The organism is Bradyrhizobium sp. WCU1 (genome assembly GCF_053474805.1).
This window is the reverse complement of sequence record NZ_CM130280.1, coordinates 6214934-6240782: the sequence shown is the minus strand read 5'-3', so window position 1 is coordinate 6240782 and position 25849 is coordinate 6214934. Positions and strand designations below refer to the sequence as shown.

General features: G+C 64.7%; 24 protein-coding genes. 12 read left to right on the top strand and 12 right to left on the bottom strand.

The window, feature by feature from the left end:
- Nucleotides 1–63: 63 nt before the first annotated feature.
- The 6 genes from murI (at nt 64) to ACTUWL_RS29115 (ending at nt 5324) form a co-directional block, all read left to right on the top strand.
- Complete coding sequence (gene murI / locus ACTUWL_RS29140) at nt 64–861, top strand: glutamate racemase (protein WP_021077830.1); 798 nt, start codon at nt 64–66, stop codon at nt 859–861.
- Between the two features lie 60 nt (nt 862–921).
- Entirely contained in the window at nt 922–1698 is a 777-nt protein-coding gene (locus tag ACTUWL_RS29135) for an HpcH/HpaI aldolase family protein (RefSeq protein WP_021077831.1), read from the top strand.
- 264 nt (nt 1699–1962) lie between these two features.
- Entirely contained in the window at nt 1963–2373 is a 411-nt protein-coding gene (locus ACTUWL_RS29130; protein ID WP_021077832.1) for a cupin domain-containing protein, read from the top strand.
- Between the two features lie 118 nt (nt 2374–2491).
- Nucleotides 2492–3358 carry an acyltransferase gene (locus ACTUWL_RS29125; RefSeq protein WP_291735424.1) on the top strand — a complete coding sequence of 289 codons (867 nt, stop codon included), beginning with the start codon at nt 2492–2494 and terminating at the stop codon, nt 3356–3358.
- A 188-nt stretch (nt 3359–3546) separates the two neighbouring features.
- Nucleotides 3547–4164 carry a 30S ribosomal protein S4 gene (gene rpsD / locus ACTUWL_RS29120; RefSeq protein ID WP_021077834.1) on the top strand — a complete coding sequence of 206 codons (618 nt, stop codon included), beginning with the start codon at nt 3547–3549 and terminating at the stop codon, nt 4162–4164.
- 92 nt (nt 4165–4256) lie between these two features.
- Nucleotides 4257–5324, top strand: a complete 1068-nt coding sequence (locus ACTUWL_RS29115; RefSeq protein WP_021077835.1) for a threonine aldolase family protein — start codon at nt 4257–4259, stop codon at nt 5322–5324.
- Here the strand turns inward: ACTUWL_RS29115 and ACTUWL_RS29110 are convergent, their stop codons facing one another.
- The 5 genes from ACTUWL_RS29110 to grxD form a co-directional block, all read right to left on the bottom strand.
- The gene (locus tag ACTUWL_RS29110; protein ID WP_158267741.1) at nt 5325–6710 is read right to left on the bottom strand and encodes a serine hydrolase; all 1386 of its coding nucleotides are present in this window, start codon (nt 6708–6710) and stop codon (nt 5325–5327) included.
- 107 nt (nt 6711–6817) lie between these two features.
- Nucleotides 6818–8080 (bottom strand): serine hydrolase domain-containing protein, encoded by a 1263-nt coding sequence (locus ACTUWL_RS29105; protein ID WP_035650609.1) that lies wholly within the window; start codon nt 8078–8080, stop codon nt 6818–6820.
- A gap of 103 nt (nt 8081–8183) precedes the next feature.
- The gene (locus ACTUWL_RS29100) at nt 8184–9467 is read right to left on the bottom strand and encodes a serine hydrolase domain-containing protein (protein ID WP_021077838.1); all 1284 of its coding nucleotides are present in this window, start codon (nt 9465–9467) and stop codon (nt 8184–8186) included.
- Between the two features lie 49 nt (nt 9468–9516).
- Nucleotides 9517–10068 (bottom strand): O-acetyl-ADP-ribose deacetylase, encoded by a 552-nt coding sequence (locus tag ACTUWL_RS29095; RefSeq protein ID WP_106940030.1) that lies wholly within the window; start codon nt 10066–10068, stop codon nt 9517–9519.
- Nucleotides 10065–10397 carry a Grx4 family monothiol glutaredoxin gene (gene grxD, locus ACTUWL_RS29090; RefSeq protein WP_016843475.1) on the bottom strand — a complete coding sequence of 111 codons (333 nt, stop codon included), beginning with the start codon at nt 10395–10397 and terminating at the stop codon, nt 10065–10067. Before grxD ends, ACTUWL_RS29095 begins: the two co-directional genes overlap by 4 nt.
- A 294-nt stretch (nt 10398–10691) precedes the next feature.
- Here grxD and egtB point away from each other — a divergent pair, with 294 nt between their 5' ends.
- Both egtB and egtD read left to right on the top strand, forming a co-directional pair.
- Nucleotides 10692–11945, top strand: coding sequence for an ergothioneine biosynthesis protein EgtB (gene egtB / locus ACTUWL_RS29085; protein WP_021077840.1), 1254 nt, complete (start codon nt 10692–10694; stop codon nt 11943–11945).
- Nucleotides 11946–11998: 53 nt separating this feature from the next.
- Complete coding sequence (gene egtD / locus ACTUWL_RS29080) at nt 11999–12967, top strand: L-histidine N(alpha)-methyltransferase (RefSeq protein ID WP_021077841.1); 969 nt, start codon at nt 11999–12001, stop codon at nt 12965–12967.
- 22 nt (nt 12968–12989) lie between these two features.
- Here egtD and ACTUWL_RS29075 read toward each other — a convergent pair whose 3' ends face one another.
- Nucleotides 12990–14174 (bottom strand): low temperature requirement protein A, encoded by a 1185-nt coding sequence (locus ACTUWL_RS29075; protein WP_021077842.1) that lies wholly within the window; start codon nt 14172–14174, stop codon nt 12990–12992.
- Between the two features lie 30 nt (nt 14175–14204).
- Nucleotides 14205–14441 carry a BolA family protein gene (locus ACTUWL_RS29070; RefSeq protein ID WP_021077843.1) on the bottom strand — a complete coding sequence of 79 codons (237 nt, stop codon included), beginning with the start codon at nt 14439–14441 and terminating at the stop codon, nt 14205–14207.
- 227 nt (nt 14442–14668) lie between these two features.
- On the opposite strand from ACTUWL_RS29070, the gene ACTUWL_RS29065 reads away from it, so the two are divergent.
- On the top strand, nt 14669–15028 hold the full coding sequence (locus tag ACTUWL_RS29065) for a DUF427 domain-containing protein (protein ID WP_021077844.1): 360 nt from the start codon (nt 14669–14671) through the stop codon (nt 15026–15028).
- A gap of 130 nt (nt 15029–15158) precedes the next feature.
- On the opposite strand, the gene ACTUWL_RS29060 is transcribed toward ACTUWL_RS29065, so the two are convergent.
- Entirely contained in the window at nt 15159–15332 is a 174-nt protein-coding gene (locus tag ACTUWL_RS29060) for a DUF1328 domain-containing protein (protein WP_021077845.1), read from the bottom strand.
- 193 nt (nt 15333–15525) lie between these two features.
- On the opposite strand from ACTUWL_RS29060, the gene ACTUWL_RS29055 reads away from it, so the two are divergent.
- Entirely contained in the window at nt 15526–16710 is a 1185-nt protein-coding gene (locus ACTUWL_RS29055; protein ID WP_021077846.1) for an acyltransferase family protein, read from the top strand.
- A gap of 3 nt (nt 16711–16713) precedes the next feature.
- Here the strand turns inward: ACTUWL_RS29055 and ACTUWL_RS29050 are convergent, their stop codons facing one another.
- The 3 genes from ACTUWL_RS29050 to ACTUWL_RS29040 form a co-directional block, all read right to left on the bottom strand.
- Nucleotides 16714–19794, bottom strand: coding sequence for an efflux RND transporter permease subunit (locus tag ACTUWL_RS29050; RefSeq protein ID WP_021077847.1), 3081 nt, complete (start codon nt 19792–19794; stop codon nt 16714–16716).
- 29 nt (nt 19795–19823) lie between these two features.
- Nucleotides 19824–20885 carry an efflux RND transporter periplasmic adaptor subunit gene (locus ACTUWL_RS29045; protein ID WP_021077848.1) on the bottom strand — a complete coding sequence of 354 codons (1062 nt, stop codon included), beginning with the start codon at nt 20883–20885 and terminating at the stop codon, nt 19824–19826.
- A 208-nt stretch (nt 20886–21093) separates the two neighbouring features.
- Complete coding sequence (locus tag ACTUWL_RS29040; protein ID WP_021077849.1) at nt 21094–22308, bottom strand: MFS transporter; 1215 nt, start codon at nt 22306–22308, stop codon at nt 21094–21096.
- Nucleotides 22309–22604: 296 nt separating this feature from the next.
- On the opposite strand from ACTUWL_RS29040, the gene soxR reads away from it, so the two are divergent.
- Both soxR and ACTUWL_RS29030 read left to right on the top strand, forming a co-directional pair.
- Complete coding sequence (gene soxR, locus ACTUWL_RS29035) at nt 22605–23081, top strand: redox-sensitive transcriptional activator SoxR (protein ID WP_021077850.1); 477 nt, start codon at nt 22605–22607, stop codon at nt 23079–23081.
- Between the two features lie 108 nt (nt 23082–23189).
- Complete coding sequence (locus tag ACTUWL_RS29030) at nt 23190–23450, top strand: GlsB/YeaQ/YmgE family stress response membrane protein (RefSeq protein ID WP_021077851.1); 261 nt, start codon at nt 23190–23192, stop codon at nt 23448–23450.
- A 107-nt stretch (nt 23451–23557) separates the two neighbouring features.
- Here ACTUWL_RS29030 and purL read toward each other — a convergent pair whose 3' ends face one another.
- Nucleotides 23558–25801 (bottom strand): phosphoribosylformylglycinamidine synthase subunit PurL, encoded by a 2244-nt coding sequence (gene purL / locus ACTUWL_RS29025; protein ID WP_021077852.1) that lies wholly within the window; start codon nt 25799–25801, stop codon nt 23558–23560.
- Nucleotides 25802–25849 lie beyond the last annotated feature (48 nt).

Genomic DNA, 25849 nt, shown 5'->3' with positions numbered 1-25849 from the left:
GCCGCAGACGCTAGATAGCCAAAAACAACTGAATGGTAACCCTGGTTCGGATAGAATTTCCGCGTGTCCAATCCCCCGACCATCCTTGTGTTCGATTCCGGCCTCGGCGGCCTCACCGTGCTGCGCGAGATCGTCCGGGCCCGGCCCGACGCGCACTTCGTCTATGTCGCCGACGACGCGTTCTTCCCCTATGGCCACCATGGCGAAGACGAGATCATCGCCCGCGTGGTGCCGCTGGTCGGCGAGCTGATCGAGGCCCATGCCCCCGACCTCGTCGTGATCGCCTGCAATACGGCATCGACGCTCGTGATGTCGCATCTGCGCGACGCCTATCCTTTGCCCTTCGTCGGCACGGTGCCGGCGATCAAGCCGGCCTGCGCCTCGTCGAAGACACGGCGCGTCTCGGTGCTCGGCACCAGGGGCACCGTGAAGCGGGAATATACCCGCAAGCTGATTTCCGATTTCGCGCAGGGTTGCGAGGTCACCCTGGTCGGCTCCGGCGAACTCGCCTCTCTGGCGGAAGCGGCCCTCAGCGGGAAGGCCGTGCGCGACGAGGACATCGCGGCCGAGCTCGCGCCCTGCTTCGTCGGCGATGGCGCTGACGACCCGGCCCGCACCGACACCGTGGTGCTGGCCTGCACGCATTATCCGCTGCTACTGGAGCGCCTGACGCGGCTCGCGCCCTGGCCGGTCGACTGGATCGATCCGGCGCCGGCGATCGCCCGCCGGGTCGCCGACCTGCTCGGCCCGGCAGGCGGGGAGAGCGACGAAGCCGGCGCCGAGATGATCTTCACCTCGAACCGCCCGCATGCCCTGACCGCGGCGCTGACGCCGTTCTTCGGCGGCCGCGTCCCGGCCTGATCCTTTCCGTCGCCACAACGCGCTGCTAGTTTGCCCTCGCCTCACCGAGGGAGCCCTGCATTGACCTCAGCACCGCTGACGCCGCTCAATCGCCTGCGCAAGGCGTGGCGCGACAAGCGCCCGACCTTCGGCGCGATCGCGACCATTCCGAGCATCCAGACCGTGCAGATCATGGCGCAGTCGCTGGACTGGATCATCGTCGATCTCGAGCACGGCCCGATCGATCTCGGCACCGCGCATGCGATGATCGTGGCGACCTCGGGAACGCCATGCGTGCCGATGGTGCGGATATCAGCCAACGAGCCGCACCTTGCCAAGGCGCCGATGGACATCGGAGCGCTCGGCATCAACTTTCCGATGATCTGCAACCGCGCCGACGCCGAGAAAGCCGTGCGCAGCGTGCGCTATCCACCAAACGGCGACCGGCTGTGGGGTCCGTTCCATGCACCGTTCCGCTGGGGCGTCTCGATGAACGATTACATGGCGACCGCCGACGACGACATGATCTGCATGATCACGATCGAGCATGTCGATGCCGTGAATCGCATCGACGAGATCATGGCAACCTCCGGCATCGACCTCGCGGTGATCGGCCCCGGCGATCTCGCCACCTCGATCAACAAGCGCGGGCTGCCCGACGATCCCGAAGTGATCGCGCTGATGCAGCGTGCCGAGGAAGGCATCATGAGGAGCGGCGTGCCGATCGGCGGCGTCGCCCGCACCGCCGAGCAGGCCAACGCGATGATCGACCGCGGCTACCTCGCGCTCGCACTCGGCTTCGACTGGTCGCTATTCCAGCGCGGCATCGCCGCCGCGTTCGCCGGGATCAGGCGGTAGGCGCGATGGCGAGCAAGTTCCAGCCCTGTCATGACGGAACCCCAGCACCGCCCCAGCGCGGCTGCGATGAGCCGCCGCGCCTGCACGCCGCAATTGCCTGAACAGCAGGTAAGCCCACTGTAAGCTTGGCCGCGGATAATTCCATGACGGCCAGCACGACCGGATGAACGGACTAATCCCATTGTCGAAAGCGTACATCACACAACGCCTGCTTTTCGCCGCGATTCCACGCTGCTAGAGTTTCGCGGGTTGGGAGGAAATTGCATGTTCAGGAATTTGCTGCTGGGTCTCACCGTGATTGCGTTTGCCGGCGCCGGCGCTGGTTTTGTTGGTGCTGGCGCTGCCTTGGCGCAGCAGAGCGGCATCAAGCGAACGCCGCTGCAGAAGGTCGATTTTCCGGCGGGCTACAACACGGTCACAGCGATTGCAGAGGTTCCGGCAGGGGGTGCGTCGGGGCGTCACAGCCATCCGGGTGCTGAAACCGGCTATGTGCTCGAAGGCGAGCTGGAGCTTGTGATCGACGGCAAGCCGCCGCTGAAGCTGAAGGCGGGCGATTCCTACCAGATTCCGGAAGGTGCGGTGCACGATGCCAGGACTTCCGGCGACAAGCCGCTCAAGGTGCTCGGGGTCTACGTGGTCAAGGCCGGCGAGCCCTTGGCCAAACCGGCGCCATGAGCAGAAACCGATTGGCCTCCGGCCAATTGGTTCATGTCAGCTTCAGGTACGGCGAGCAAAGCCTGAGTTCTCCGGGCCTTTGATTTTTTGCCTGATTGCAGGGAAATGAACCGAACAAATGCGCGGTGAATTTCGTCGGATCTCATTGCCGCGCCGTCTCGTCGCTGATCTGATGCACGCGTCGGCCGGCGTGCCGTTCGTCTCCCTGACGCGCTCGTTGAACGTCCGTGCAGTGGTCGAGGCCCGCGCACGCGGGGCACAGGCACCAGGCTGGGCCGCGATCTTCGTCAAGGCATTCGCGCTGGTCGCCAGGACCGAGCCAACGCTGCGAACGCTGCACGTCAAATGGCCGTGGCCCTGCCTCTACGAGTTGCCGTGCAGCGTCGGCATGGTGGCCGTTGCGCGCGTCGAGAAGGGTGAGGACTGCGTGCTGTTCGAGCGCGTCCGCGGCGCCGACCAGATGACGCTCACCGCTGTCGACGCGCTGATCCGGCGCGCCAAGACCGCGCCGCTGCACGAGATTCCCTCGTTCCGCAAAACCCTCTGTGTGACGCGGCTGCCAATTCCGCTGCGCCGCCTGGCATGGGCGATCGGGATGAACTTCGGCCGGCAGCGCGCCAATTTCTGCGGCAGCTACGGCGTGACCTCGGTCGCCGCCTACGGCCCGGGCGAGCTGCACGCGTTGAGCCCCGGCCCGTTCCTGCTGAGCTACGGCGTGGTCAAGCCGGACGACACCATCGATGTGGTGCTGCGCTGGGACCATCTGGTCTGCGACGCCGCCCTGATCGCCCAGACCCTGACCCGGCTCGAGCAGGTGCTTGGCGGCGAAATTGCCGCGGAGCTGGATGCGATCCCGCCGCTCAACGAGGCCGACCGGCTAGGGCAGCCGCAAACCGCCCCTAAAGGGCAAAAACTGCCAAATTTTGCGCCGATTCGGCCCCAAATAGCCGGTGTTTCGTTTGACAGGACCGGACTTTCTCCTTAAGACCACCCTTGCTCGCGGGCCGGTTTCGGCCCGCGATGCGTTTCGCGACCCGTGGTTCTCCCCGAGCTTTCGAGGCGGACCTGTCGGTACAGGCCTTTAGGCAGGTACACAGGAGGGCGCGTCTCCTCAAACCCTGGACTGACAAAACGCCGGACGCCAGACAGCGACGGCTATACAAAGAGGACGCGATGACAAAGCGCAGTGAGGCGAAGTACAAGATCGATCGCCGCATGGGCCAGAACATCTGGGGCCGCCCGAAGAGCCCCGTGAACCGCCGCGAATACGGCCCCGGCCAGCACGGCCAGCGCCGCAAGGGCAAGCTCTCCGACTTCGGTGTGCAGCTGCGCGCCAAGCAGAAGCTCAAGGGCTACTACGCCAACATTTCCGAGCGTCAGTTCCACGGCATCTATGTCGAGGCCAGCCGCCTGAAGGGCGATACCGGCGAGAACCTGATCGGCCTGCTCGAGCGCCGTCTCGACACCGTGGTGTATCGCGCCAAGTTCGTCTCCACGATGTTCGCCGCGCGCCAGTTCATCAACCACGGCCACATCAAGGTGAACGGCCGCAAGGTCAACATCGGCAGCTACAAGCTGAAGGTCGGCGACGTCGTCGAGGTCAAGGAATCCTCCAAGCAGCTCACCCCGGTGCTGGAAGCAAGCCAGCTCCCCGAGCGCGACGTGCCCGACTTCATCGAAGTCGATCACTCCAAGATGACCGCGAAGTACGCGCGCACCCCCGGCCTCTCGGACGTGCCGTTCCCGGTGCAGATGGAGCCGCACCTGATCGTCGAGTTCTATTCGCGCTGATCAGTTCAGCATTGCGAGTTCGGAAAGGCCCCGGTTTTGCCGGGGCCTTTTTGTTTGGCTAAAGTCAGGGCAAATCGACCGAGAGAAACATCATGCACTACACCCCTGCCCCGCCCGATCCGAAGGCGCCCGCCGTGCGCATCAACCTGCTGTCGGACACCCAGACCAGACCGACGCCGGCGATGCGCGAGGCGATGGCGAAGGCTGAGGTCGGCGACGAGCAGGTCGGCGACGATCCGACCACCAATGAGCTCTGCGCCCGCGTCGCCGATCTGCTTGGCAAGGAAGCCGCCGTGTTCATGCCGTCGGGCACGATGTGCAATGTCGCTGCGACGCTGGCCTATTGCCGGCCGGGCGACGAGATCCTGGCGCACGCCACCGCGCATATCATCGCGCGCGAGGGCGGCGCGCATGCCGCGCTCGGCGGCTTCCAGATCACCCAGCTTGCGGGCGACGATGGCCAGTTCACGCCGGACACCTTCCGGGCCGCGCTGCATCCGCGTACCCGTTACCAGCCGCCGCAGGTGCTGGTCAGCGTCGAGCAGACCGCCAATATCGGCGGCGGCACGATCTGGAAGAAGGCCGCGCTGGATGAGGTCGTTGGCATCGCCAAGGCCCATGGGCTCGTGACCCACATGGACGGCGCGCGGCTGTTGAACGCGACCGTCGCCTCCGGCATCTCTCCGCGCGACATGACGGCGGGCTGGGATTCGGCCTGGATCGACTTCTCCAAGGGCCTCGGCGCGCCGATCGGCGGCGTCATCGCCGGCACCAGAGCGTTCATCGACGACGTCTGGCGCTGGAAGCAGCGGCTCGGCGGCTCGATGCGGCAGTCCGGCGTCTGTGCCGCCGCCTGCATCCACGCGCTCGATCATCATGTCGACCGCCTTGCCGACGACCACGCCAATGCGCGGGCGCTGGCACGCGGGCTGTCGCAGATCAACGGCATCGCGGTGCAGACGCCCGAGACCAACCTCGTCTTCTTCAAGCCGGACGGTGCCGGCGTATCGGGCGACAAGATGGTCGCCGAGCTGCGCAAGCGCGGCGTGATGCTGGCGATGATGGACGGCCGGATCCGGGCCTGCACGCATCTCGACGTTACGGCGGAGATGATCGAGGAAGCGGTCGGGCACGTCCGGGACATCGTCCGCGCGGCGTAGCTACGGCTTGGCTTGCGGAACGCGTCGCGCAAGGTGATCCCTACCGTCCTGGTGGAAGATCAACTGCGTCGCTGCAGCTTCGCCGTCACCATCGAACGATAGCACCGCATCAACCACCTTGAAGAAGAAGGTGCGATCGCTCTCGGGGAAGAGCTCGCGACGCTCCTCCCCCGTCGCGTGGCTGAACAGGCGATTGCCCTCCCTGGCGACGCGGATCGCAAACTGCGGCGTGAACTGATAGGTCCCGACCAGGCGATCCAGCGCCTGCGGGTCCGCTGCGATGACTGTCTTGATCCTGGCCTGGCGATCAGGCCAGCGGTACTCATCCGCGATGCTGCGCAGGATCTCGCCCACCAGGATCTGTCCACCCCAGCTATTCGTCATCACGACCGCGCCATCACCGTTCTCGAAGATCACCATCGTGTTGACGAAGCCGTGGTTGACGCCGTTGTGCCAGAACTGCCGTTGAGGCGCGGTGCCGCGAACCAGCCAGCCCAATCCATATCGTCCGAGCCCCGGCGGAAGCCCCTCGGCGCTGCCGAGAACGGGCGAGAGCATCTCCACAGTCGTCGATTGCGAGAGCACGGAATAGCGGCGGCCCGTCAGCCCATCCAGCGTGGCGAGCAAGCAATGAGCGAGATCGGTCGGCGTCGTCCATAGTCCGGCAGCGGCAAGTTCCGGATGGATGCGGGGGCCGCCGGGCACCGGCGCGCCGTCCGAGCGGTAGGGCGTTGCGGCCATCGGCAAGCGATCCGCGGACAATGGTTGCGCGAAACTGGAATGCGTCATCCCGAACGGCCTGAGAACGACATCGTCAAGCAACGCCGGAAACGGCCGCCCCGTCACGTCGACCAGCAACTGCTCGATGATCGCGTAGCCGCCGCCGGAATATTGCGTCTGCTTGCCCGGCTCGTGCTCGACCAAAACCGGCGCGCTGTTCGCAGGCCGCGCGCCATTGAGGACCTCGGCAAGGGACGGCACCGGTTCGCCGGCCGGGTAGCCCTCAAAGCCCTGAACAGTCGTGCCGGCCGAATGACTGAGCAGCCCGCGCAGCGTGACCCTGGATTGGCGGCTGAACGGATGGTCAGGAATTTTCCAGCCCTTGAGCGCGAGATTGACGTCGGCATCCAGATCGAGCTTCCCGGCCTGCGCCAATGCCAACGCCGCGACGGCCGTCACCGGCTTGCTGATCGAGCCGGCCTGGAACAGCGTTTCCGGCACCACGGGCGGGCCACCGATGGCGGTGAGGCCAAAGCCGCGCGCCCATTCGATGACGCCGCCGCTGATGACCGCGATGCTGACACCCGGGACGCGGAGTTCGCCCATCCGCTCGGACAGGCTCATCGGCGCATCGCCATCGACGATGACGGCGGTCCTCAGCCCCATCGTGACCCGTTCGATGCGCGCTGCGACATCGCTTTGACTGTTCGAACCGCCGGCAGAACCGGTTTGCGAGGAAGCGGCGTCGTCATGGCCACCGCCTCGCGCCATTCCTACCGCCCCATCGCCTGGTAGATCAGCGTCTTCAGTTCCTGCTGGATCCGGCCGCGCTGCGACGGCGTCTGCACCATGAAAATTCCAAACAGATCGTCGGCGGGATCGATGAAGAAGAACGTACCGCCGACGCCGTCCCAGCGGTATTCGCCCAGCGGCCAGTTCGTGTTCGCCGGCACCGAAGTGCGGACGGCGAAGCCGAGGCCGAAGCCCGAATTCGGACCGGGATAATAGTTCTTGTCGCGGGCGACGCCGGTCTCGGGGCCGATATGGTCCGACGCCATCAGTGCGATGGTCTCCGCCTTCAGGTAGCGCCGGCCTTCATAGACGCCGCCGTTCAACAACATCTGCGCAAAGCGTGCGTAATCGCTGACGGTACCGACCATCCCGCCGCCGCCGGATCGCCATTTCAGCGGCTTCCTGGGATCGCGCACCTGTGTGGTCGGGCTGATCGCGCGATCATTGGGCATCGGCTCGGCGATCAGCGGCCACTTGGCGGGATCGGCGACATAGAACGCGGTCTCGTCCATGCCGAGCGGCTCGAGTAGCCGCTCCCTCTCGAACTGGAGCAGGGATTTTCCCGTGATCACTTCGATGACGCGGCCCAGCACGTCGGTGGAATGACCGTAGTCCCATCTCGTCCCGGGCTGTTCGGCGAGCGGCAGCGCGGTAAGCTTCGCCACGAACTCGGCATTGGAGATGTCGCTCTTGAACAGGTCGGCATCGGCATAGGCCTTGTTCACCAGCCCACCGCCATAGTAGCCGTAGGGCAGCCCGGAAGTGTGGCGCATCAGGTCTTCGATCGTCACCGCGCGCTTGAGCGGCTCCAGTGTGAGCGCCGGCTTGCCATCTTCTCCGTGCGTCTTCACTCCGACCTTCATATCCGCAAAGGCAGGAATGTATTTCGAGACCGGATCGCTGAGCGCCAGCTTGCCCTCCTCCACCAGCATCATCGCGACGACGGTCGTGATCGGCTTCGACATCGAATAGAGGCGGAAGATGGTATCCGCGCTCATCGACAGCTCGGTGGTGGGGTCGCGAACCCCGAAATTCTCGTAGTAGACCGGCTTGCCGTGCTGTTGCAGCAGCAGGATCGCGCCGGGAATCTTCCCGTTCGCGATCTCGTTCCTGACATAGTCGGAGACCTTGGCGAGGCCCTCCGGAGAGAATCTGTGCGCGGCCAACCCCGGGGAGCCGGCCTTCGCATCGGTTGCGACGAACGCGAGCACGAGCGCCGCGACGACAGCGCGGCATCTACGCATGAGAGAGCATGATCCGATCGGATTGCATCGGATCATGCTCTCATTCCTTGTTTTTGACGCGTTATCTTCACGCGAACCGGCATCCACTTCGCTCGAAAACGCTCTAGTTTTCCATGGCTTCGTAGACGAGCTGCTTCAACGTCCGCTGGATGCGCTGGCGCTCGGTCGGCGTCTGCTCCAGCAGGACGAAGAAGAAGTCCTGCTTGCGGTCGATGATGTAGTAGCAGCCGCTGGCGCCGTCCCATTTCAGCTCGCCGAGATCGCCGGGCGGCGGCGGCTTCGCCGTACCCGGATCGGTGCGCACCGCGATCCCCAGTCCGAAGCCGAAGCCGTCGCCGGGGAAGTAGAAGAAGTCTCGCTCGACGCCGGAGCCGGGCCCGACACGGTCGGTCATCAGTTCCTTGAACGTCTCGGGCTTCATGATGGTCTTGCCGTCGAGGGTGCCGCCATTGAGCAGCATCTGCGCGAAGCGCGAATAGTCCGCCATGGTCGAGACCATGCCGCCAGAGGCGGACTCCCATTTCTTGACCGTGGTCGGATCGTTGATCCGGCCGACCCTGAAGTCGCTGTCGTTCGGCATCGGCTCGGCCATCAGCTTCTGCTTCTCGGGATCGGTGACGAAGAAGCCGGTGTCCTTCATCCCGAGCGGGCCGAGCAGCCTTTCCTGCTCGATGGTCGAGAGCTTCTCGCCGGTGGCCACCTCCATCACGCGCGCCAGGATGTCGGTGGAATGGCCATATTGCCAGAGCGCGCCGGGCTGGTTGTGCAGCGGCAGCTTGGCGATCCGCTCGGCGAATTCAGCGAGATCGAAATCGCCGCCGTAGATGTTGGCCTCCTTGTAGGCCTTGCGGACCAGGCTGTCGCCGTAGAAGCCGTAGGTGATACCCGACGTATGCGTCATCAGATCGAGGATCGTGATCGGCCGCCTGGGCGGCACCAGCTCGAGCGTCTTGGTGCCGTCCTCGGCCTTCTTCTCGACGCCGACCTTCACATTGGCAAAGGACGGGATGTATTTCGAGACGGGGTCGTCGAGCTTGTATTTCCCCTCCTCCAGCAGCTGCATCGACACTACGGCGGTGATCGACTTGGACATCGACGCCAGCCGGAAGATGGTCTGGTCGGTGATCGGCACCTTGCTGACCACGTCCTGCACGCCGAAGGCCTCGTGATAGACCGGCTTGCCGTGCTGCTGGATCAGGACGACGGCGCCGGGAATCTTGCCGGTCGCGACCTCGTTCTTGAAGAACTCGCTGATCCTGGCAAGCTTGTCGGGGTTGAAATGCGCACCCGCCGGAATCTCATAGGTGCCCTCGGTGTGCGAGAATGCCGGCGCCGTTAGCACGACCGCCACGGCTGCGGCCGCGCATGTCAAACGAAATGAATGCATTCGGTCTGTCCCTCCCCGGATATCACGGGGAAGTGTAGCGGCGGTATCATCAGGCACAAGGGCTCCCAAAGGCGTCCAGGACCGCCTGATGCAGCTCGCCGCTTGGAGCCGCGAAGCAGCAGAAGATCACCTGTGTGACACCGGGGGCGGATGGCAGGGCGTCCACGACCGTTCGAACGGCGATTGCCGCCGCGCGATCCGCGGGGAAACGGTAGATCCCGGTGGAAATCGCAGGGAAGGCCACCGACGCAAGCCCGTGCTCGTCGCAGAGCTGCATCGAACGCCGATAGCACGATGCAAGCAGAGCATCCTGGTCGAGCTTCCCGCCATTCCACACCGGGCCAACGGTATGGATCACGTGCCTGGCGGGCAGCCGATAGCCCTTGGTGATCTTTGCCTGGCCGGTCGTGCAGCCATGAAGCATACGGCATTCGGCGACGAGATCGGGTCCAGCGGCGCGATGAATCGCGCCGTCGACACCGCCGCCACCGAGCAGCGATGAATTGGCCGCGTTGACGATGGCGTCAACGCGCAGGGTCGTGATGTCGGTGACGATGACTTCGAGCCGCGCATTGCCGATCCGGCGCGCGGTCAAGGTCAGGCAGCCACGTCGACCGGGATGCCCTTGTCGGCAAACAGCTGCTGCAATTCACCGGCCTGGAACATCTCGCGGATGATGTCGCAACCGCCGACGAACTCGCCCTTCACGTAGAGCTGCGGAATCGTCGGCCAGTTCGAATAGACCTTGATGCCGTTGCGCAGCTCGGCCGATTCGAGAACGTTGAGGCCTTTGTAGCCGACACCGATGTGGTCGAGGATCTGAACGACCTGACCGGAAAACCCGCACTGCGGGAATTGCGGCGTGCCCTTCATGAACAGCACGACGTCGTTCGACTTCACTTCGTTGTCGATGAATTGCTCGATGCTCATTTTCGCTTCCTTGCGTAGGCGGCGCTCTCAGGCCTTGACGGGCCGGCCCGCCCTTCTAACCCGTGACTGGCTATATATGTAGCTCAAACCATTGTGCATCCAAAGCAAAATGGCGGAAATCCGGCATGCGGTTGGGGCCGGACGGCACCCCCAAAAGCGCCGGGATTATCTGACGGCCCCAATATCATCATGGGGGGAGGCTTTTTTCCCGTAACGGAGCCCCTATCTAGGACGAACTGTCCGTCAGGAACCAGACTGCCGAAGCAACGTTCTCCCCTGGAATCGGAGACCCATGTGACGAAACCAGCCTCTGCCGCGGCCGCCAATTCCGCCGCCGCCCCGTCACCTTCCTCCGAATCCGCCCCGCTCGCGCAGCGGCTGGCGGACGCCTATCGTGCGGTCCGCGACGAGACCGAGCGCCGGGCCGCCCCGCTTTCGGCGGAAGACCAGCTGATCCAGTCGATGCCGGATGCGAGCCCTGCCAAGTGGCACCGCGCCCATACCACCTGGTTCTTCGAGCAGTTTCTGCTCGGAGAACACGTCAAGGGCTACACGCCGTTACATCCTGACTACGCCTATCTGTTCAATTCCTATTACGTCAGCGCCGGCCCCCGGCATGCCCGCCACCAGCGCGGCCATCTGACCCGACCGACCGCCGACGAAGTCACAGCCTACCGCCGCCATGTCGACGCCGAGGTGGTGAAGTTCTTCCGGACCGCGACGCCTGAAAAGCTCGAGGCGCTGGTGCCGCTGGTCGAGGTCGGCCTCAATCACGAGCAGCAGCATCAGGAGCTGATGGTCACCGACATCCTGCATGCCTTCGCGCAGAACCCGATTCCGCCGGCCTACGATCCGGCGTGGCGCTTCCCGGCGTCGCAGCACGGGCCGCAGGAATGGGTGGCGCTCAACGAAGGCATCCACACCGTCGGCCATGCCGACGACAGCTTCCATTTCGACAATGAGAAGCCCGCGCATCGAGCCCTGGTCGGCCCGGTCAAGCTCGCCAAGAATCTCGTCACCAACGCCGAGTGGCTCGCCTTCATCAAGGACGGCGGCTATTCCACCGCGACGCTATGGCTGATGGACGGCTTCGGCACTGTCAGCAAAGAGGGCTGGCAGGCGCCCGGCCATTGGCGTGAGATCGACGGCGAATGGCAGATCATGACGCTGGGCGGCCTGCAGCCGATCGATCCGCAGGCCCCGGTCTGCCATGTCAGCTATTACGAGGCCGACGCCTTCGCCCGCTGGGCCGGCAAGCATCTACCGACCGAGATAGAATGGGAGGTCGCCGCCCGCGCCGGCCTGCTCAGCGACGCCTATGGCATCGTCTGGCAATGGACCCGCAGCTCCTATTCGCCCTATCCGGGCTACCGCGCCATCGAGGGCGCACTCGGTGAGTACAACGGAAAATTCATGGTGAATCAGCTCGTGCTGCGGGGGTCGTCGCTGGCGACGCCACCGGGTCACAGCCGCGTCACCTACCGCAACTTCTTCTATCCGCACCATCGCTGGCAATTCACGGGGTTACGCCTCGCCGACTACGCCTGATTGATTCCAGTCGACATCAAGTGCGCGCCGGTAAGCGCGTTCAGGAGAGTATCATGAATGTGCATGCCGCCGCTTTGGCCAAAGCCTATCCGTTCGACGAAGCGACTGCTGCGTTTGCCGGCGACGTGATCGGCGATCTCGCCCGTCACCCGAAACGGCTGTCGCCAAAATATTTCTACGACGCCACCGGCTCGGAGCTGTTCGAGCAGATCACGGTGCTGCCGGAATATTATCCGACACGCACCGAACTCGGCATCCTCAGCGACCGCGGCGACGAGATCGCGGCGAACATTCCGGACGGCGCAGCGCTGGTCGAGTTCGGCGCCGGTGCGACCACCAAGGTACGCCTGCTGCTCGAGCATTGCGAATTCGCAGCCTATGTGCCGGTCGATATTTCCGGCGATTTCCTGAAAGCCCAGGCCGACGGCCTGCGGAAGGATTTCCCGGGTCTCGGCATCTATCCGGTCACGGCCGATTTCACCACGCCGTTCGCGCTGCCCGAGGCGGTCGCCGCGATGCCGAAGGTCGGCTTCTTCCCCGGATCGACGCTCGGCAATTTCGAACCGAGCGAGGCCTTGGCCTTCCTGCGCAGCGCGCGCAAGATCCTCGGCCACGGCGCGCAGATGATCATCGGCGTCGACCTCGAGAAGGACGAGCGCGTGCTGTACGACGCCTACAACGATGCGGCCGGCGTCACCGCGCGCTTCAACCTCAATGTGCTGGTGCGGATCAACCGCGAGCTCGGCGGCAATTTCGATCTCTCGGGCTTCACCCACCGTTCGATCTACAACCGTGACCGCCATCGCATCGAGATGCACCTGATCAGCCGCAAGGCGCAGACCGTGCGGATCCTCGGCAACACCTTCGCGTTCCGCCCCGGTGAAAGCATTCACACCGAGAACAGCTACAAATACTCGATCGAGCGTTTCACCGCACTGGCGCGCAGCGCGGGCTGGACGGTGCGCAACAGCTGGACCGACGCCAACACGATGTTCTCGGTGCACGCGCTGATCGCGGAATAGACTCGGGAGCGGACCCCGCCGGCTATTCTTCGGCCGAGGGATCGGACCGCAGCGAGATCGATTCCCACGCCGCGACCACGATCATGATCGCGGTGGTGACGATCGAGAGCATCAGCGGCGACATCCCGCCGGCGAAATACGCCGTGACCGCCAGCGCGACGATGCCGACGCCGTGCGAGAGCTGCAGGAAGCCGCGGATCACGTATTTGAACAGGATGGTCCCGACCAGGAACAGCATGGGGCCGCCGACCGAGCTGATGATCGTCTTCAGGTCGGAATGGCCGCCTGGATGCTTCAACACCAGCTCATCGGCAACCGCGGTGAGGATGATGCCGCCGACGATCGGCATATGCAGATAGGTGTAGGCGATCCGCGCGACACGGCCGGATTCCTCCGCCTTCGAGATCATCTCGGAGCCCGCCTCGGCGCCCTTGTGGAAATAGATCCACCACATCGCGATGCTGCCGACCAAAGCCGAGATGAAGGCTGTGACATTCTCCGGCGTCCAGATCAGGTCGGCGAAGGTCGCGCCGTCGACCACGATGGCCTCGCCGAGCGCAATGATGATGAAGCCGGCGCAGCGCTCGGCCATATGGCCGCCTTCGACCGACCAGGCCTCGATCGAGGACGGGCCGAGCCCCGGGGTCCAGAACCGCGCGGCGGGCGCGATATATTCGATTGTCAGCGCCGCGATCCAGAGCCACATCCGCGTCTCATGCTCGGCGAAGCCGCCTGATATCCACAGCACGGCCGAGCAAGACAGCCAGGTCAGGATCCGGATCGCATTGTGGCGCACCGCGGTGCGGCGCCGCGGCGTCGCCAGCAGCCAGAACGCGGTGCGGCCGACCTGCATCGCGGCATAGGTCCCGGCAAACCACAGCCCGCGGCCCTCGAATGCGGTCGGGATCGAGGTCGACAGCAACAGCCCGCCCAGCATCAGGACGAACAGCAGCAGGCGGACCGGCGTCAGGTCGGGATTGAGCCAGTTGGTGACCCAGGTGGTGTAGACCCACACCCACCACACCGCGAGGAACAGCAGCGTGACCTGCACCGCGCCGAGCGGGGTGAAGTGATGCAGCAGCGTGTGCGACAGCTGCGTGACGGCGAAGACGAAGACGAGGTCGAAGAACAGCTCGGCATTGGTGACGCGGCTGTGCTGGTTCGGCACGATGACGCGAAACATGGCGCCGCGCGGATTTTCTGCCATTGCTTGCGGCCCCCGCCTGCTGGCCGGGCCTTAGCCTTCCGGCACCCCGGTTTGCAGCGCCAGGGCGTGCAGGACGCCGCCCATCTGGCCCTTCAGCGATTGGTAGACGATCTGGTGCTGCTGGACGCGGGACTTGCCGCGGAATGACTCGGAAACGACAGTGGCCGCATAATGGTCGCCGTCGCCGGCCAGGTCGCGGATCGTCACCTCGGCGTCCGGGATCGCTGCCTTGATCATCGATTCGATATCACGGGCGTCCATCGGCATCCCAGTCCACCTCCGTCAGGTCATTCGAATCAGGGCCGATTTGGCCAGGAAAACCCAAGAAAACCCGAGTAGCCCGAGAAAATCTGCGACAACACCCAAGGCAAAACCTGGCGCCTGAGGTCTTCTAGGTCATCCCGGGCACACTATATTCCCATTCCCAGCGATTTAAACCTGCATCAATCGGTCACAAGCCATCACGTCGAAATAACCAGAAGAGGCGCAGAATCATGAAGCTCCCCGGCCCCGACCATCCCATCACGATCACGCCCAATGCCAAACGCGTCCGCGTCACCGCCGACGGCGTCGTGATCGCCGAGACCACCCATGCGCTGACCCTCAAGGAAGCGAGCTATCCGGCCGTGCAATACGTCCCCCGGCAGGACGCCAACATGGCGCTGCTCGCCCGCACCGAGCGGACCACGCATTGCCCGTACAAGGGGGATGCGAGCTACTTCAGCATCAAGGCGAACGGCAAGACGCTGGACAATGCGATCTGGACCTATGAGGAGCCTTTCCCGGCCATGACCGAGATCGCCGGCCACCTCGCATTCTATCCCGACAAGGTGAAGATCGAGGAAGTCGCCTAGGTTCAACGTCGGCATTCCGGGACGATGCACAAGCATCGCCCCGGACTCTCGGGATCCCCCGAAGCGCAATCGCGCGTCGGAGGTTTGCTTCGCGCCCCGAATGACGGCATTTGTTGAAGCAGCTTTGCCGCTAGACCCTGAATATCGTGAGCCCAAGGATCAGCAGCACCAGGAAGATCACGACGAACACATAGAACAGAAAGCGTGCGATATCGGCTGAAGCGGCTGAGATACCTGTGAAGCCGAGCAAGCCCGCGATGATCGATACGACAAGGAAGACCAACGCCCATTTCAGCAGTGTCATTACTTGCTCCTCAAAGGCGCGCGCCCCGTGCGCCCGCCAGCCTTCCAGACAACGCCCGCTACAAACGCCAGTTCCAAAACGAAACAGACGCGCTGAGATGACCGACCTCGACACCACGGAATCGGGACGATTGGGCCTTGCTGAATCGGGTTCCCGATTGCAACATCGGGATGCAGACCAGGCTGGGGGCACCATGAAATCGATTGCTCACGCGGCTCCGGCCGTCGACATCCAGGCAGCACCGAAGCTCCACAAGCGCAATGTCGCGCTGGACCGCGCGCGCACCTTCCTGACGCTGGTCGTGCTGCTGCACCATGCGGTGATCCCCTACACCCATTTCGGGCATACCGACCCCACATCGTGGATCGGCTTCGACTGCGTGGTGCTCGCCACCGACAGCTTCTTCATGGCGATGTTCTTCTTTCTGTCCGGGCTGTTCGTCTGGCCCGGGCTCGGCCGCAAGCCGTGGCTGATCTTCCTGCGCGACCGGCTGCTGCGGCTCGGCTTGCCGTTTGTGGTCTGCGCCGTCACCGTAATTCCGATCGCCTATTACGCGATCGCCCTGCGCGCGACGCCGGAGCTGACCTTCTCCGAGTTCTGGCGAAAAACCATGATGTTCGGGCCATGGCCAAGCGGCCCGATCTGGTTCGTCTGGGTGTTGATGACCTTCGACCTGACGGCGAGCCTGCTGTACCGGGTCTCGCCGCATCTGCTCGAGCCGATCAACCGTCTGTCGATCATGGGATTCGAACGTCCCTCGAAGTTCTGGCTGTTCCTCGTCGTCGTCAGCGCCGCCGCCTATCTGCCGATGTTGGTCCATTACGGCCAGAACTACTGGTTCGAGCTCGGGCCGTTTTCGGTGCAGGCGAGCCGCGTGCTGCTGTACGCGTCCTATTTCTTCATCGGGGCGGGCATCGGGGCGGCAAACCTCGAGGGTGGCGTGCTCAGCGCGCATGGGCGACTGACCGAGCGGCGCTGGTTCTGGACCGGCGTCACGCTGATCCCCTACGCGCTGATGTGGGTGATGATCTACATCAAGCGCCAGATCATCGGTAACCCCGATCCGCTGCCGGGCTGGTATCTTGCGGCCTATGGCAGCTTCTACGTGCTGTTCAGTGCCTCGATCCTGTTCGCGATCCTGGCCTACTTCCTGCAATCGAAAGCAGTGGGGCCGACGCTGCTCGACCGCATGCAGAGCGACGCCTACGGCATGTTCCTGGTGCACTATCCGATCGTGCTGTGGCTGCAATACTGGCTGTTCGACATGGATCTGCCGGCGATCGCAAAGGCTGCGATCGCGTTCTTCGCCACGGTGGCGCTGAGCTGGGCCGCGACAGCCGTGCTGCGCAAGCTGCCGGGCGCCAACTACGTGCTGTAGAGATCACGCAGCGATCTCGCCCCTCGCCGCCACGCTTTCGAGCCGTGGCGTGGCGGCGGCGCGATGGTCGCGGGCGATCAGGATGTAGAAGGTCGGCAGCACGAACAGCGTGAACAGCGTGCCGATCAGCATCCCCATCACCACGACGATGCCGATCGCGAAGCGGCTCGCCGCGCCTGCGCCGTCGGCATAGAGCAGCGGCGCGAGGCCGGCGACCATCGCGGCCGTCGTCATCAGTACCGGCCGCATGCGCACGACGGCCGCCTTCTGGATCGCGGCAACGCGGTCGAGTCCTTCATGGTGCTGGATCTCGTTGGCAAAGCTCACCATCAGGATGCCGTGCTTGGAGATCAGCCCAATCAGCGTGACGAGCCCGATCTGGGTGTAGATGTTCAGCGTGGTGAAACCGAAATACAGCGGCAGCAGCGCGCCGCAGACCGCGAGCGGCACCGTGACCATGATGACCAGCGGATCGCGAAAACTCTCGAACTGCGCCGCCAGCACCAGGAAGATCACGATCAGCGCCATGCCGAAGGTGACGATCAGGCGGTTGCCCTCCTGGACGTATTGCCGGCTGTCCGACAGCCAGTCGACCGTCATGCCCGGCGACAGCTTCTGCGCCTGCATGAAGGACACCGCCTGTCCCATGGTCACACCGGGCTTGAGCACCGCCGAGATCGTCGCCGCGTTCATCTGATTGAACTGCGGCAGCCGGTTCGGCTCCGGCTTGACGTCGATCTTGATCACCGTCGACAGCGGGAACATCTGGCCCGAGCTGGAACGCACGTTGAAGTTTCCGAGATTCTCCGGCGTGACCCGGTCGGCCTGGCGCACCTGCGGGATCACCACGTAGGAGCGCTCGAAGAAATTGAAGCGGTTGACATAGTTCTCGCCGACCAGCACCGCGAGCGTATCGGCGATGGTCTGCATGCTGACGCCCGCCTCGGCCGCCTTGGCGTGATCGATCGTGATCCGCGCGGTCGGGCTGTCGAAGGCGAGATCGCTGTCGACGAAGACGAACAGCCCGCTCTTCCAGGCCGCTCCCTTCAAAGTCTCGACCTCCTGATAGATGCTGGCGAAATCGCCGGCCGAACGCACCACCATCTGGAACGGCAGGCCGCCGGTCGCCGCCGGCAGTGCGGCCGGCTGGAACGGCGTCACGCTGGCGCCGAGCACGCCGTAGGACATGCCGTAGAGCTGGTTCTGGATGTCGTCGGCGGAACGCTTGCGCTTGTCCCAGTCGGTCAGGTTGATGCCGCCGAAGGCCCGGTTCTGTCCGTCATTGCCGTTAAGCACCCAACTCGACTGATACTCCGGAAACGAGCGATACATCTGCTCGATCTGATCGGTGTAGCGCGTCGTGTAATCCACGCTGGCATATTGCGGGGCCCTGAGCACGGTGAACACGTAACCCTGGTCTTCCGGCGGCGCGAGCTCGCGCTGGCTGCCAAGGAACAGCACCACGATCGCGGCCAGCACGCTGACGGCAACCACCAGCACCGCGGTACGCATCCTAAGCGTCGCTGCCAAGAGCCAGCTGTAGCCGCGCGACAGCTTCGAGAACCGGTACTCGACAAAGCGGGCAAACCGGCCATGCGAGGTCGCTTCACCCAACAGCTGCGAGCTCATCATCGGCGACAGGGTCAGCGCGACCACGCCCGATACGATCACCGAGCCCGCCAGCGTGAAGGCGAATTCGCGGAACATGCTGCCGGTGAGGCCGCCCATCAGGCCGATCGGGGCGTAGACCGCGGCAAGCGTGATCGTCATCGCGACCACGGGGCCGATGATCTCGCGCGCGCCGATCAAGGCCGCCTCGGCCGGCTTCAGCCCCTCTTCGATGTGGCGATGGATGTTCTCCACCACGACAATGGCGTCGTCGACGACGAGCCCGATCGCGAGCACCATCGCAAGCAGGGTCAAGAGGTTGATGGAAAAGCCGAGCGCCAGCATCATCGCGGCGGTGCCGACCAGCGACAGCGGCACCGTGACGACAGGGATCAGCACCGAGCGGAACGATCCGAGGAACAACAGGATCACCACCACGACGATTACGATCGCCTCGACCAGTGCGTGCTGGACCTCCGAGATCGAGGCCTTGACGAAGTGAACGATGTTGAAGACGTCCCTGACTTGCAGGCCGGGCGGCGCCGCCCGGTTGAGATCCCCGATCACCTTGTTGGTGGCCGCGACGATCTCCAGCGGATTGCCGTCGGGGGTCGGCTGCACGCCGATGAACACGGTCGGCGTGCCGTTGTCGCGCGCATTGGCATCGTAGTTCTCGCCGCCGATCTCGAGTGTCGCGACATCGCCGAGCCGCACCAAACCGCCGCTGCCGGCACCGGTCTTGATCACCATCTTGCGGAAATCGTCGAGATTCCTGAGATCGGTCTGCGCCGCGATGTTGGTGACGGTGATCTCGCCGCGCAGCCGGCCCGGCGCCGACTGCACGTTGTTGGCGCGCAGCGCCGCCGCGATATCGCCCGCGGTCAGCCCGCGCGCCGCAAGCTTGAACGGATCGATCCATACCCGCATCGCCAGCGCCGCGCCGCCCAACGTATCGGCCGACGCGACGCCGGGCACGGACGTCAACAGCGGCTGCGCCACGCGGGTGGCGAAGTCGGTGATTTCAGCGGAGCTCAGCGTCGCGCTGGTGAAGGCGATGTACTGCACCGCCGACGCGCCGTCGGTGATCTTGGTGATGACAGGGTCGAACACGCCGGCGGGCATGCGGTACTTGACCTGCTGCACCTTGGCGAGCACCTCGGTCATGGCACGGTCGGCGTTGGCGTTGAGCACCAGCTTGGCCTTGATCTGGCTCGTGCCGAGCGTCGAGTTCGAGGTCATGTACTCGATGCCATTGGCGGTCGCGATCGACTGCGCGATGACAGAGGTGACGAACCCCTGCATGACGTCCTGGGTCGCACCGGGGAACGAGACGTCGACCTGGATCGTCGCGCTCTCCATGCTGGGATATTGCCGGACCGGCAGCGAGACCATCGCTGCGGTGCCGATCAGAAGGATCAGCAGGCTGACGACCGTCGCCAGGATCGGTCGGCGGATGAAGATGTCGGTGAAATGCATGATGCTTGCTTCGGGCGCCGCTCGCGGAGCTAGCGCCCCTTCTCCTGCGTTTCGGCCATGGTCATCTGCACGGCTGCGCCGGGCACGACGCGGAGCTGGCCTGATGTGACGATGTGGTCGCCGGGTGCAAGCCCGTGCTCCACCACGACGCGCTCGCCGATCCGCTGCCCGGTTTTGACCGCGACACCGATCGCCTTGTTGTCGCGCACGACGAGCACGCTCTCGCCGGATGCGCTGGTCTGGATCGCGGTGACCGGCACCACGATCGCATCCAGCTGCGGCGGCAGCACCACGTTGACCGTCACGAACAGGCCGGGCCGCAGCAGCCGGTCGGGATTATCGAACAGGGCCTGCACGAGGACATTGCGGGTGTCCTCGGCGACCTGCGGTTCGATGGCATTGATCTTGGCCTCGAACACCCGATCGGGGAAAGCATCGGTACGGATCGTCACCGCGCCTCCCACCTTCAGATTTGACAGGCGCTGCTGCGGAACGGTGAAATTGGCATAGAGCTGGTCGAGCGCGGTCAGCGTGGCGAGCGCATCGCCTGCGTTGACGTATTGACCGAGATTGACCTTGCGCAGGCCGATCTGGCCTGCGAACGGCGCCCGGATCGTCGTCTGCGCGATCTGCGCATCGAGCTGCTCCACCGAGGCGTCGGCCTGCTTCAGGTCTTCCTGCCGCTGTTGCAGGGTCTCCTGGGTCACGAATCCGGACGGCGCGAGCCCCTGGGAGCGCTTCTCCTGCAATTGCGCGAAGCGTCCCTTGGAGACCGCAACGGCGCGCGAGGCGCGCAGCGGCGCGTCATAGAGCTGCACCAGCGGCGCGCCCGCGGCGACGTCGGTGCCGGCGTCGAAATTGATCGCGGTGACACGCCCGGCCACTTCGGGCGACAGGATCACCTGCCGCACCGCCTGCAGCGAGCCGATCGCCTCGAGCCCGCGCGGCAGGGTTTCGGTCCGCACCACCATGGCCGCCACCGGCGTCGGCGGGGCTTCGGCGGACGGCTTGGCGACCGCTCCGCCGCCGCGCCATGCCAACAATGCAGCGGCAGCCGCGCCAACCAGGAGGACAGCAATGCCGAACGGCATTGCGCGGGCGCGCAGCGACCGGCGAGAAAAAGATGATGCGGACGGCATTTTGATTCCAGAACAGCGAACCCGACGGCTTCGCCGGGTGCTTGCCCCTTGCAAGCTCGCGGATGTTATAGAACCTCAAGCATGGTTGAGGTCAAGACCAGGCAGATTGCAGAACCTCCAATCACGGGAATTCCGACCGTCGCGTCCGCTCACATCTTCGTCATGCTGCTCGCCGCCCAGCCCTGAAGCCATGCGCTTTTGCCTGCCACACGGTGGCCAGCGCAGTCATGACGAGGGGAAGTAAAATCCACGGCAGCCAACCAGGTCCGGCCTGGTCGGTGACGAGTCCTCCGATCAGTCCTCCCCCGGCCACCGCGAGATTGAAGACCGTGACGAGGATGGATTGAGCGACGTCAGCGTGGTCACCCGCCGAATCCGCCAGTGCCGTTTGCAGCAGCGTGGGTGCGCCCCCGAAAGTCAGTCCCCAGGCCGCCACGCCGATCAGCACCAGCACGGCAGAGTGATGCGGTATCGCCAGAAGAATGGCGGCGACAGCGAAGGCAGCCAAGCTGATCAGCGTCAACGCCCGCAACTGGCGATCCACCAGAAGTCCGGTGCCCCATATGCCGACGACCGACGCCACGCCGAAGACGAGCAGGATGAGGTCAAGGCGCAGATCCGTTCCGGTCGCACCAAGGAACGGAGCGACATAGGTGTAGAGGATGTTGTGCGCGAGTATCCATGCGAACAGCACCAACAGGACCGGCCGAACCCCGGGAATGAGAAAGACAAGGCGGACGGGCAAACGTTGATGCCGGGCTTGACCAGGAAAATCAGGGACGGCGAGCCGGACCCACGCCAACAGCAACAATGCGATGGCGGACATGATGTAAAAGACGGCCCGCCAGTCGAACATCCCGCCCAGCCATGACCCGAGCGGCACGCCGAGCGAAAGCGCGATGGGTTGCCCGACGCCGACAATCGCCATCGCCCTGCCTTGCAGGTTCTGCGGAGCCAGCCGCCGCGCATAGCCGGCGACCAGCCCCCACACCACGCCGGCCGACATGCCGGCGACAAAGCGGGCCACGAGTGTCAGCCCGTATTGGGCAGAAACCGCCGTCATCGTGTTGAAGATCAGCAACCCCGCAATCGCCAGCAGGAACAGCGGGCGGCGATTCCAGCTCCGCGTCGCCGCAATCACCGGAACGGCGGCGACAACCGACCCGAGCGCGTAGAGCGTAACCGTCTGCCCTGCCATGGCTTCCGACACGCCGAGGCCAGTGCCGATCTGCGGAAGCAAACCGGCGGGCATGTTCTCGGTCATGATGGCGAGGAAGCCCGCCACGGTGAACGCCAGCAATTGCCCGACCGGAAGGCGGTCTTGAGCGCTGCCAGCCTCTAGTCTGGCGGCATGAATATTCTCTGAGACAGTCATGATTTACTCATCAGGGTGGAGAAGAAGGTGGCGATGTCGCCTTCGCATTGACCGGCGGCGAGGATGTTCGGCCGGTCCGGCAGGCGCGGCGGGGACGGCGACCAACAAGCAGGCAATGCGAAGCAGCACTGCGCGAGCACGCAGCGGCGCGCGCGAAGGAGATGACGCGGACGGCATTTCGATTCCAGAACGGCGAGCCGGCGGTATCAGCCGGATGCTTGCTCCTGCAAGCTGCCGAGTGATATAGAACCTCAAGCATAGTTGAGGTCAACAGGCCGAACACAGGATCGTCCGCGATGGTGCCAGCCACCGAGCTTTCAGTCGGCGAAGTCGCAAGGCGCAGCGGGCTCGCAGTCTCCACTCTTCACTTCTACGAGACCAAGGGGTTGATCGCGAGCCGGCGCACCGGCGGCAATCAGCGGCGTTATCCGCGCGGCGTGCTGCGGCGGATCGCGGTGATCCGGATCGCCCAGCGCGCCGGAATTCCGCTGGAGGAGATCAGGCAGACTTTTTCCGCGATACCACTGGAGCGCGCTCCGACGCTGCGCGAGTGGGAGCGCGCGATGCGGAACTGGACCGCTGCGTTGCAGCAGCGGATCGACGATCTCACTGATCTCAGGGACAAGCTGTTCAGCTGCATCGGCTGCGGCTGCCTGTCGCTGACTGATTGCCCGCTACGCAATGGCGAGGACAGGCTCGGCACCCAAGGCCCCGGCCCGCGCGTCCTGATCACTGCTGCCGAACGCCGCCAGCGGCGCAAGCGGCAGGGCTGAGACCGGACGCCACCACCGACAAGTTGCGCACAACCTGCCATTGGTCACATGCCATCGGGTGATTCTCGGTTATGCTGGCCGGACTGCTTGACCCTAGGGAGTCCCAGAATGAACGACCCTCAAGTTGGATGGATCGCGGCAATCATCGTCGGCGGATTGGCCGGCTGGCTCGCCGAGATGTTCATGAAGACCGGAACCGGCATCTTCATGAATATCATCCTCGGCATCGTCGGCGCCGCGCTGGCGAACTGGCTGTTGGGTCTGCTTGGCGTATCGCTCGGCGGAGGATGGATCAGCTATCTGATCGCCGGCTTCATCGGCGCCGTCATCATCATCTTTGCGTGGCGCGCGATCCGCGGCGCAACCTAGCGCTTGATCCAAAAGGATCGCGCCCGGACATAAGACAATAGCGCGATGATGGGTTCATCGCGCTATCAAGATTGCTGCTTCGCGCCACAGCGCCTGATCCATCCGGATCAGGCCGCGCCGTTGCGCATGTAATTCGGCAGCCAGTGCTCGAAGGCGCGAGCGAGCGTCTCCACCGCAACCGGCGCCTCGCCAGCCACTGCGATGGCATCGCCACCGGTGGTGCCGATACGTGCGCAGGGCACGCCTGCACCCTTCATCTTCGCAAGCACGAGACCGGCATCCGCTGCCGGCACCGTGACGATGTAGCGGGCCTGATCCTCGCCGTACCAATAGGCATGCGGCACGATCGAGGACGGCGCCGCCAGCAGCTGCGCGCCGATACCGCTTGCGATCGCCATCTCGGCCAGCGCGATCAACAGGCCACCGTCGGAGACGTCATGCACCGCGGTCGCGGTGCCGGCGCGGATCATGCCGCGCACCACGTCGCCGTTGCGCTTCTCGGTGGCGAGATCGACCGGCGGCGGAGCGCCCTCCTCGCGGCCGCAGACGTCGCGCAGATAGACCGATTGGCCGAGCCAGCCTTGGGTGTCGCCGACCAGCAGAATCGCCTCGCCCGACGCCTTGAACGCCAGCGTCGCCGACTTGGTGAAGTCGTCGAGCAGCCCGACGCCGCCGATCGAGGGCGTCGGCAGGATGCCGCGGCCGTTGGTCTCGTTGTAGAGCGAGACGTTGCCGGACACGACCGGGAAGTCCAGCGCGCGGCAGGCCTCCGAGATGCCCTTCAGGCAGCCGACGAACTGGCCCATGATCTCGGGCCGCTCGGGGTTGCCGAAATTGAGATTGTCGGTGATCGCGAGCGGCCGGCCGCCGACCGCGGTGATGTTGCGCCAGGCCTCCGCCACCGCCTGCTTGCCGCCCTCGAACGGATCGGCCTCGCAATAGCGCGGCGTGACGTCGACGGTGAGCGCAAGCCCCTTCGGCCCGTCCTCGACGCGGACCACGGCGGCATCGCCGCCGGGACGCTGCATCGTATTGCCGAGGATGACGTGGTCGTACTGCTCCCACACCCAGCGCTTCGAACACAATTCGGGCGTGCCGATCAGCTTCTCCAGCGCCGCGGTGATGCCGAGCGGCGGCTCGACGTCCTGGCCGCGGATCACCGGCAGCGCGTTCGAGGCGACATACGGACGGTCATAGACCGGCGCCTCGTCGCCGAGCTCCTTGATCGGCAGGTCGGCCATCACGTCGCCGCCATGCTTGACGACGAAGCGCTTGGTCGGCGTGGTGTAGCCGACGATGGCGAAATCGAGCCCCCATTTGCGGAAGATCGCCTCGGCCTCCTGCTCCTTCTCGGGCTTGAGCACCATCAGCATGCGCTCCTGGCTCTCCGAGAGCATCATCTCGTAAGCGCTCATGCCGGTCTCGCGGGTCGGCACCGCGCTGAGGTCGAGCTCGACGCCGAGGTCGCCCTTGGCGCCCATCTCGACCGCCGAGCAGGTCAGGCCGGCCGCGCCCATGTCCTGGATCGCGATCACGCAATCGGCTTCCATGATCTCGAGGCAGGCTTCCAAAAGCAGCTTCTCGGCGAAGGGGTCGCCGACCTGCACGGTCGGGCGCTTCTCCTCGGAGGCGTCGTCGAATTCGGCCGAGGCCATCGAGGCGCCATGGATGCCGTCGCGGCCGGTCTTGGAACCGAGATAGACGATCGGCATGTTCACGCCGGAGGCCGCCGCGTAGAAGATCTTGTCGGCATCGGCGAGGCCCACCGCCATCGCGTTGACCAGGATGTTGCCGTCGTAGCGGGTGTGGAAGCGCACCTGGCCGCCGACCGTCGGCACGCCGAACGAATTGCCGTAGCCGCCGACGCCCGCGACCACGCCGGACACCAGGTGCCGGGTCTTGGGGTGCTCCGGCGCGCCGAAGCTCAGCGCGTTCAGGCAGGCGATCGGGCGGGCGCCCATGGTGAAGACGTCGCGCAGGATGCCGCCGACGCCGGTGGTGGCGCCCTGATAGGGCTCGATGTAGCTCGGGTGGTTGTGGCTCTCCATCTTGAAGACCACGGCCTGGCCGTCGCCGATGTCGATCACGCCGGCATTCTCGCCGGGGCCCTGGATCACCCAGGGCGCCTTGGTCGGCAGCCCACGCAGATGGATCCGGGACGACTTGTACGAGCAATGCTCGTTCCACATCGCCGAGAAGATGCCGAGTTCGGTGAAGGTCGGAACCCGCCCGATCAGCTTGAGGATGCGCTCGTACTCGTCCGGCTTCAGCCCGTGGGCGGCGACGAGTTCGGGGGTGATCTGGGGCTCGTTCTTAGGATCGTTCTTGGGGTCGTTCTTGGGCGCGGTCATGGGACCCTTAATAGGTAGATCGAACGGGGGCGAAAAGGCCTTTTACGG

Coding starts and splice junctions, on each gene's coding strand:
- ACTUWL_RS29130 (WP_021077832.1), top strand. CDS start 1,963: ATGTTCAGGAATTTGCTGCTGGGTCTCACCGTGATTGCGTTTGCCGGC.
- ACTUWL_RS29125 (WP_291735424.1), top strand. CDS start 2,492: ATGCGCGGTGAATTTCGTCGGATCTCATTGCCGCGCCGTCTCGTCGCT.
- rpsD (WP_021077834.1), top strand. CDS start 3,547: ATGACAAAGCGCAGTGAGGCGAAGTACAAGATCGATCGCCGCATGGGC.
- ACTUWL_RS29115 (WP_021077835.1), top strand. CDS start 4,257: ATGCACTACACCCCTGCCCCGCCCGATCCGAAGGCGCCCGCCGTGCGC.
- ACTUWL_RS29110 (WP_158267741.1), bottom strand. CDS start 6,710: ATGGGGCTGAGGACCGCCGTCATCGTCGATGGCGATGCGCCGATGAGC.
- ACTUWL_RS29105 (WP_035650609.1), bottom strand. CDS start 8,080: ATGCGTAGATGCCGCGCTGTCGTCGCGGCGCTCGTGCTCGCGTTCGTC.
- ACTUWL_RS29100 (WP_021077838.1), bottom strand. CDS start 9,467: ATGCATTCATTTCGTTTGACATGCGCGGCCGCAGCCGTGGCGGTCGTG.
- grxD (WP_016843475.1), bottom strand. CDS start 10,397: ATGAGCATCGAGCAATTCATCGACAACGAAGTGAAGTCGAACGACGTC.
- egtD (WP_021077841.1), top strand. CDS start 11,999: ATGAATGTGCATGCCGCCGCTTTGGCCAAAGCCTATCCGTTCGACGAA.
- ACTUWL_RS29075 (WP_021077842.1), bottom strand. CDS start 14,174: ATGGCAGAAAATCCGCGCGGCGCCATGTTTCGCGTCATCGTGCCGAAC.
- ACTUWL_RS29070 (WP_021077843.1), bottom strand. CDS start 14,441: ATGCCGATGGACGCCCGTGATATCGAATCGATGATCAAGGCAGCGATC.
- ACTUWL_RS29065 (WP_021077844.1), top strand. CDS start 14,669: ATGAAGCTCCCCGGCCCCGACCATCCCATCACGATCACGCCCAATGCC.
- ACTUWL_RS29060 (WP_021077845.1), bottom strand. CDS start 15,332: ATGACACTGCTGAAATGGGCGTTGGTCTTCCTTGTCGTATCGATCATC.
- ACTUWL_RS29055 (WP_021077846.1), top strand. CDS start 15,526: ATGAAATCGATTGCTCACGCGGCTCCGGCCGTCGACATCCAGGCAGCA.
- ACTUWL_RS29050 (WP_021077847.1), bottom strand. CDS start 19,794: ATGCATTTCACCGACATCTTCATCCGCCGACCGATCCTGGCGACGGTC.
- ACTUWL_RS29045 (WP_021077848.1), bottom strand. CDS start 20,885: ATGCCGTTCGGCATTGCTGTCCTCCTGGTTGGCGCGGCTGCCGCTGCA.
- ACTUWL_RS29040 (WP_021077849.1), bottom strand. CDS start 22,308: ATGACTGTCTCAGAGAATATTCATGCCGCCAGACTAGAGGCTGGCAGC.
- soxR (WP_021077850.1), top strand. CDS start 22,605: ATGGTGCCAGCCACCGAGCTTTCAGTCGGCGAAGTCGCAAGGCGCAGC.
- ACTUWL_RS29030 (WP_021077851.1), top strand. CDS start 23,190: ATGAACGACCCTCAAGTTGGATGGATCGCGGCAATCATCGTCGGCGGA.
- purL (WP_021077852.1), bottom strand. CDS start 25,801: ATGACCGCGCCCAAGAACGACCCCAAGAACGATCCTAAGAACGAGCCC.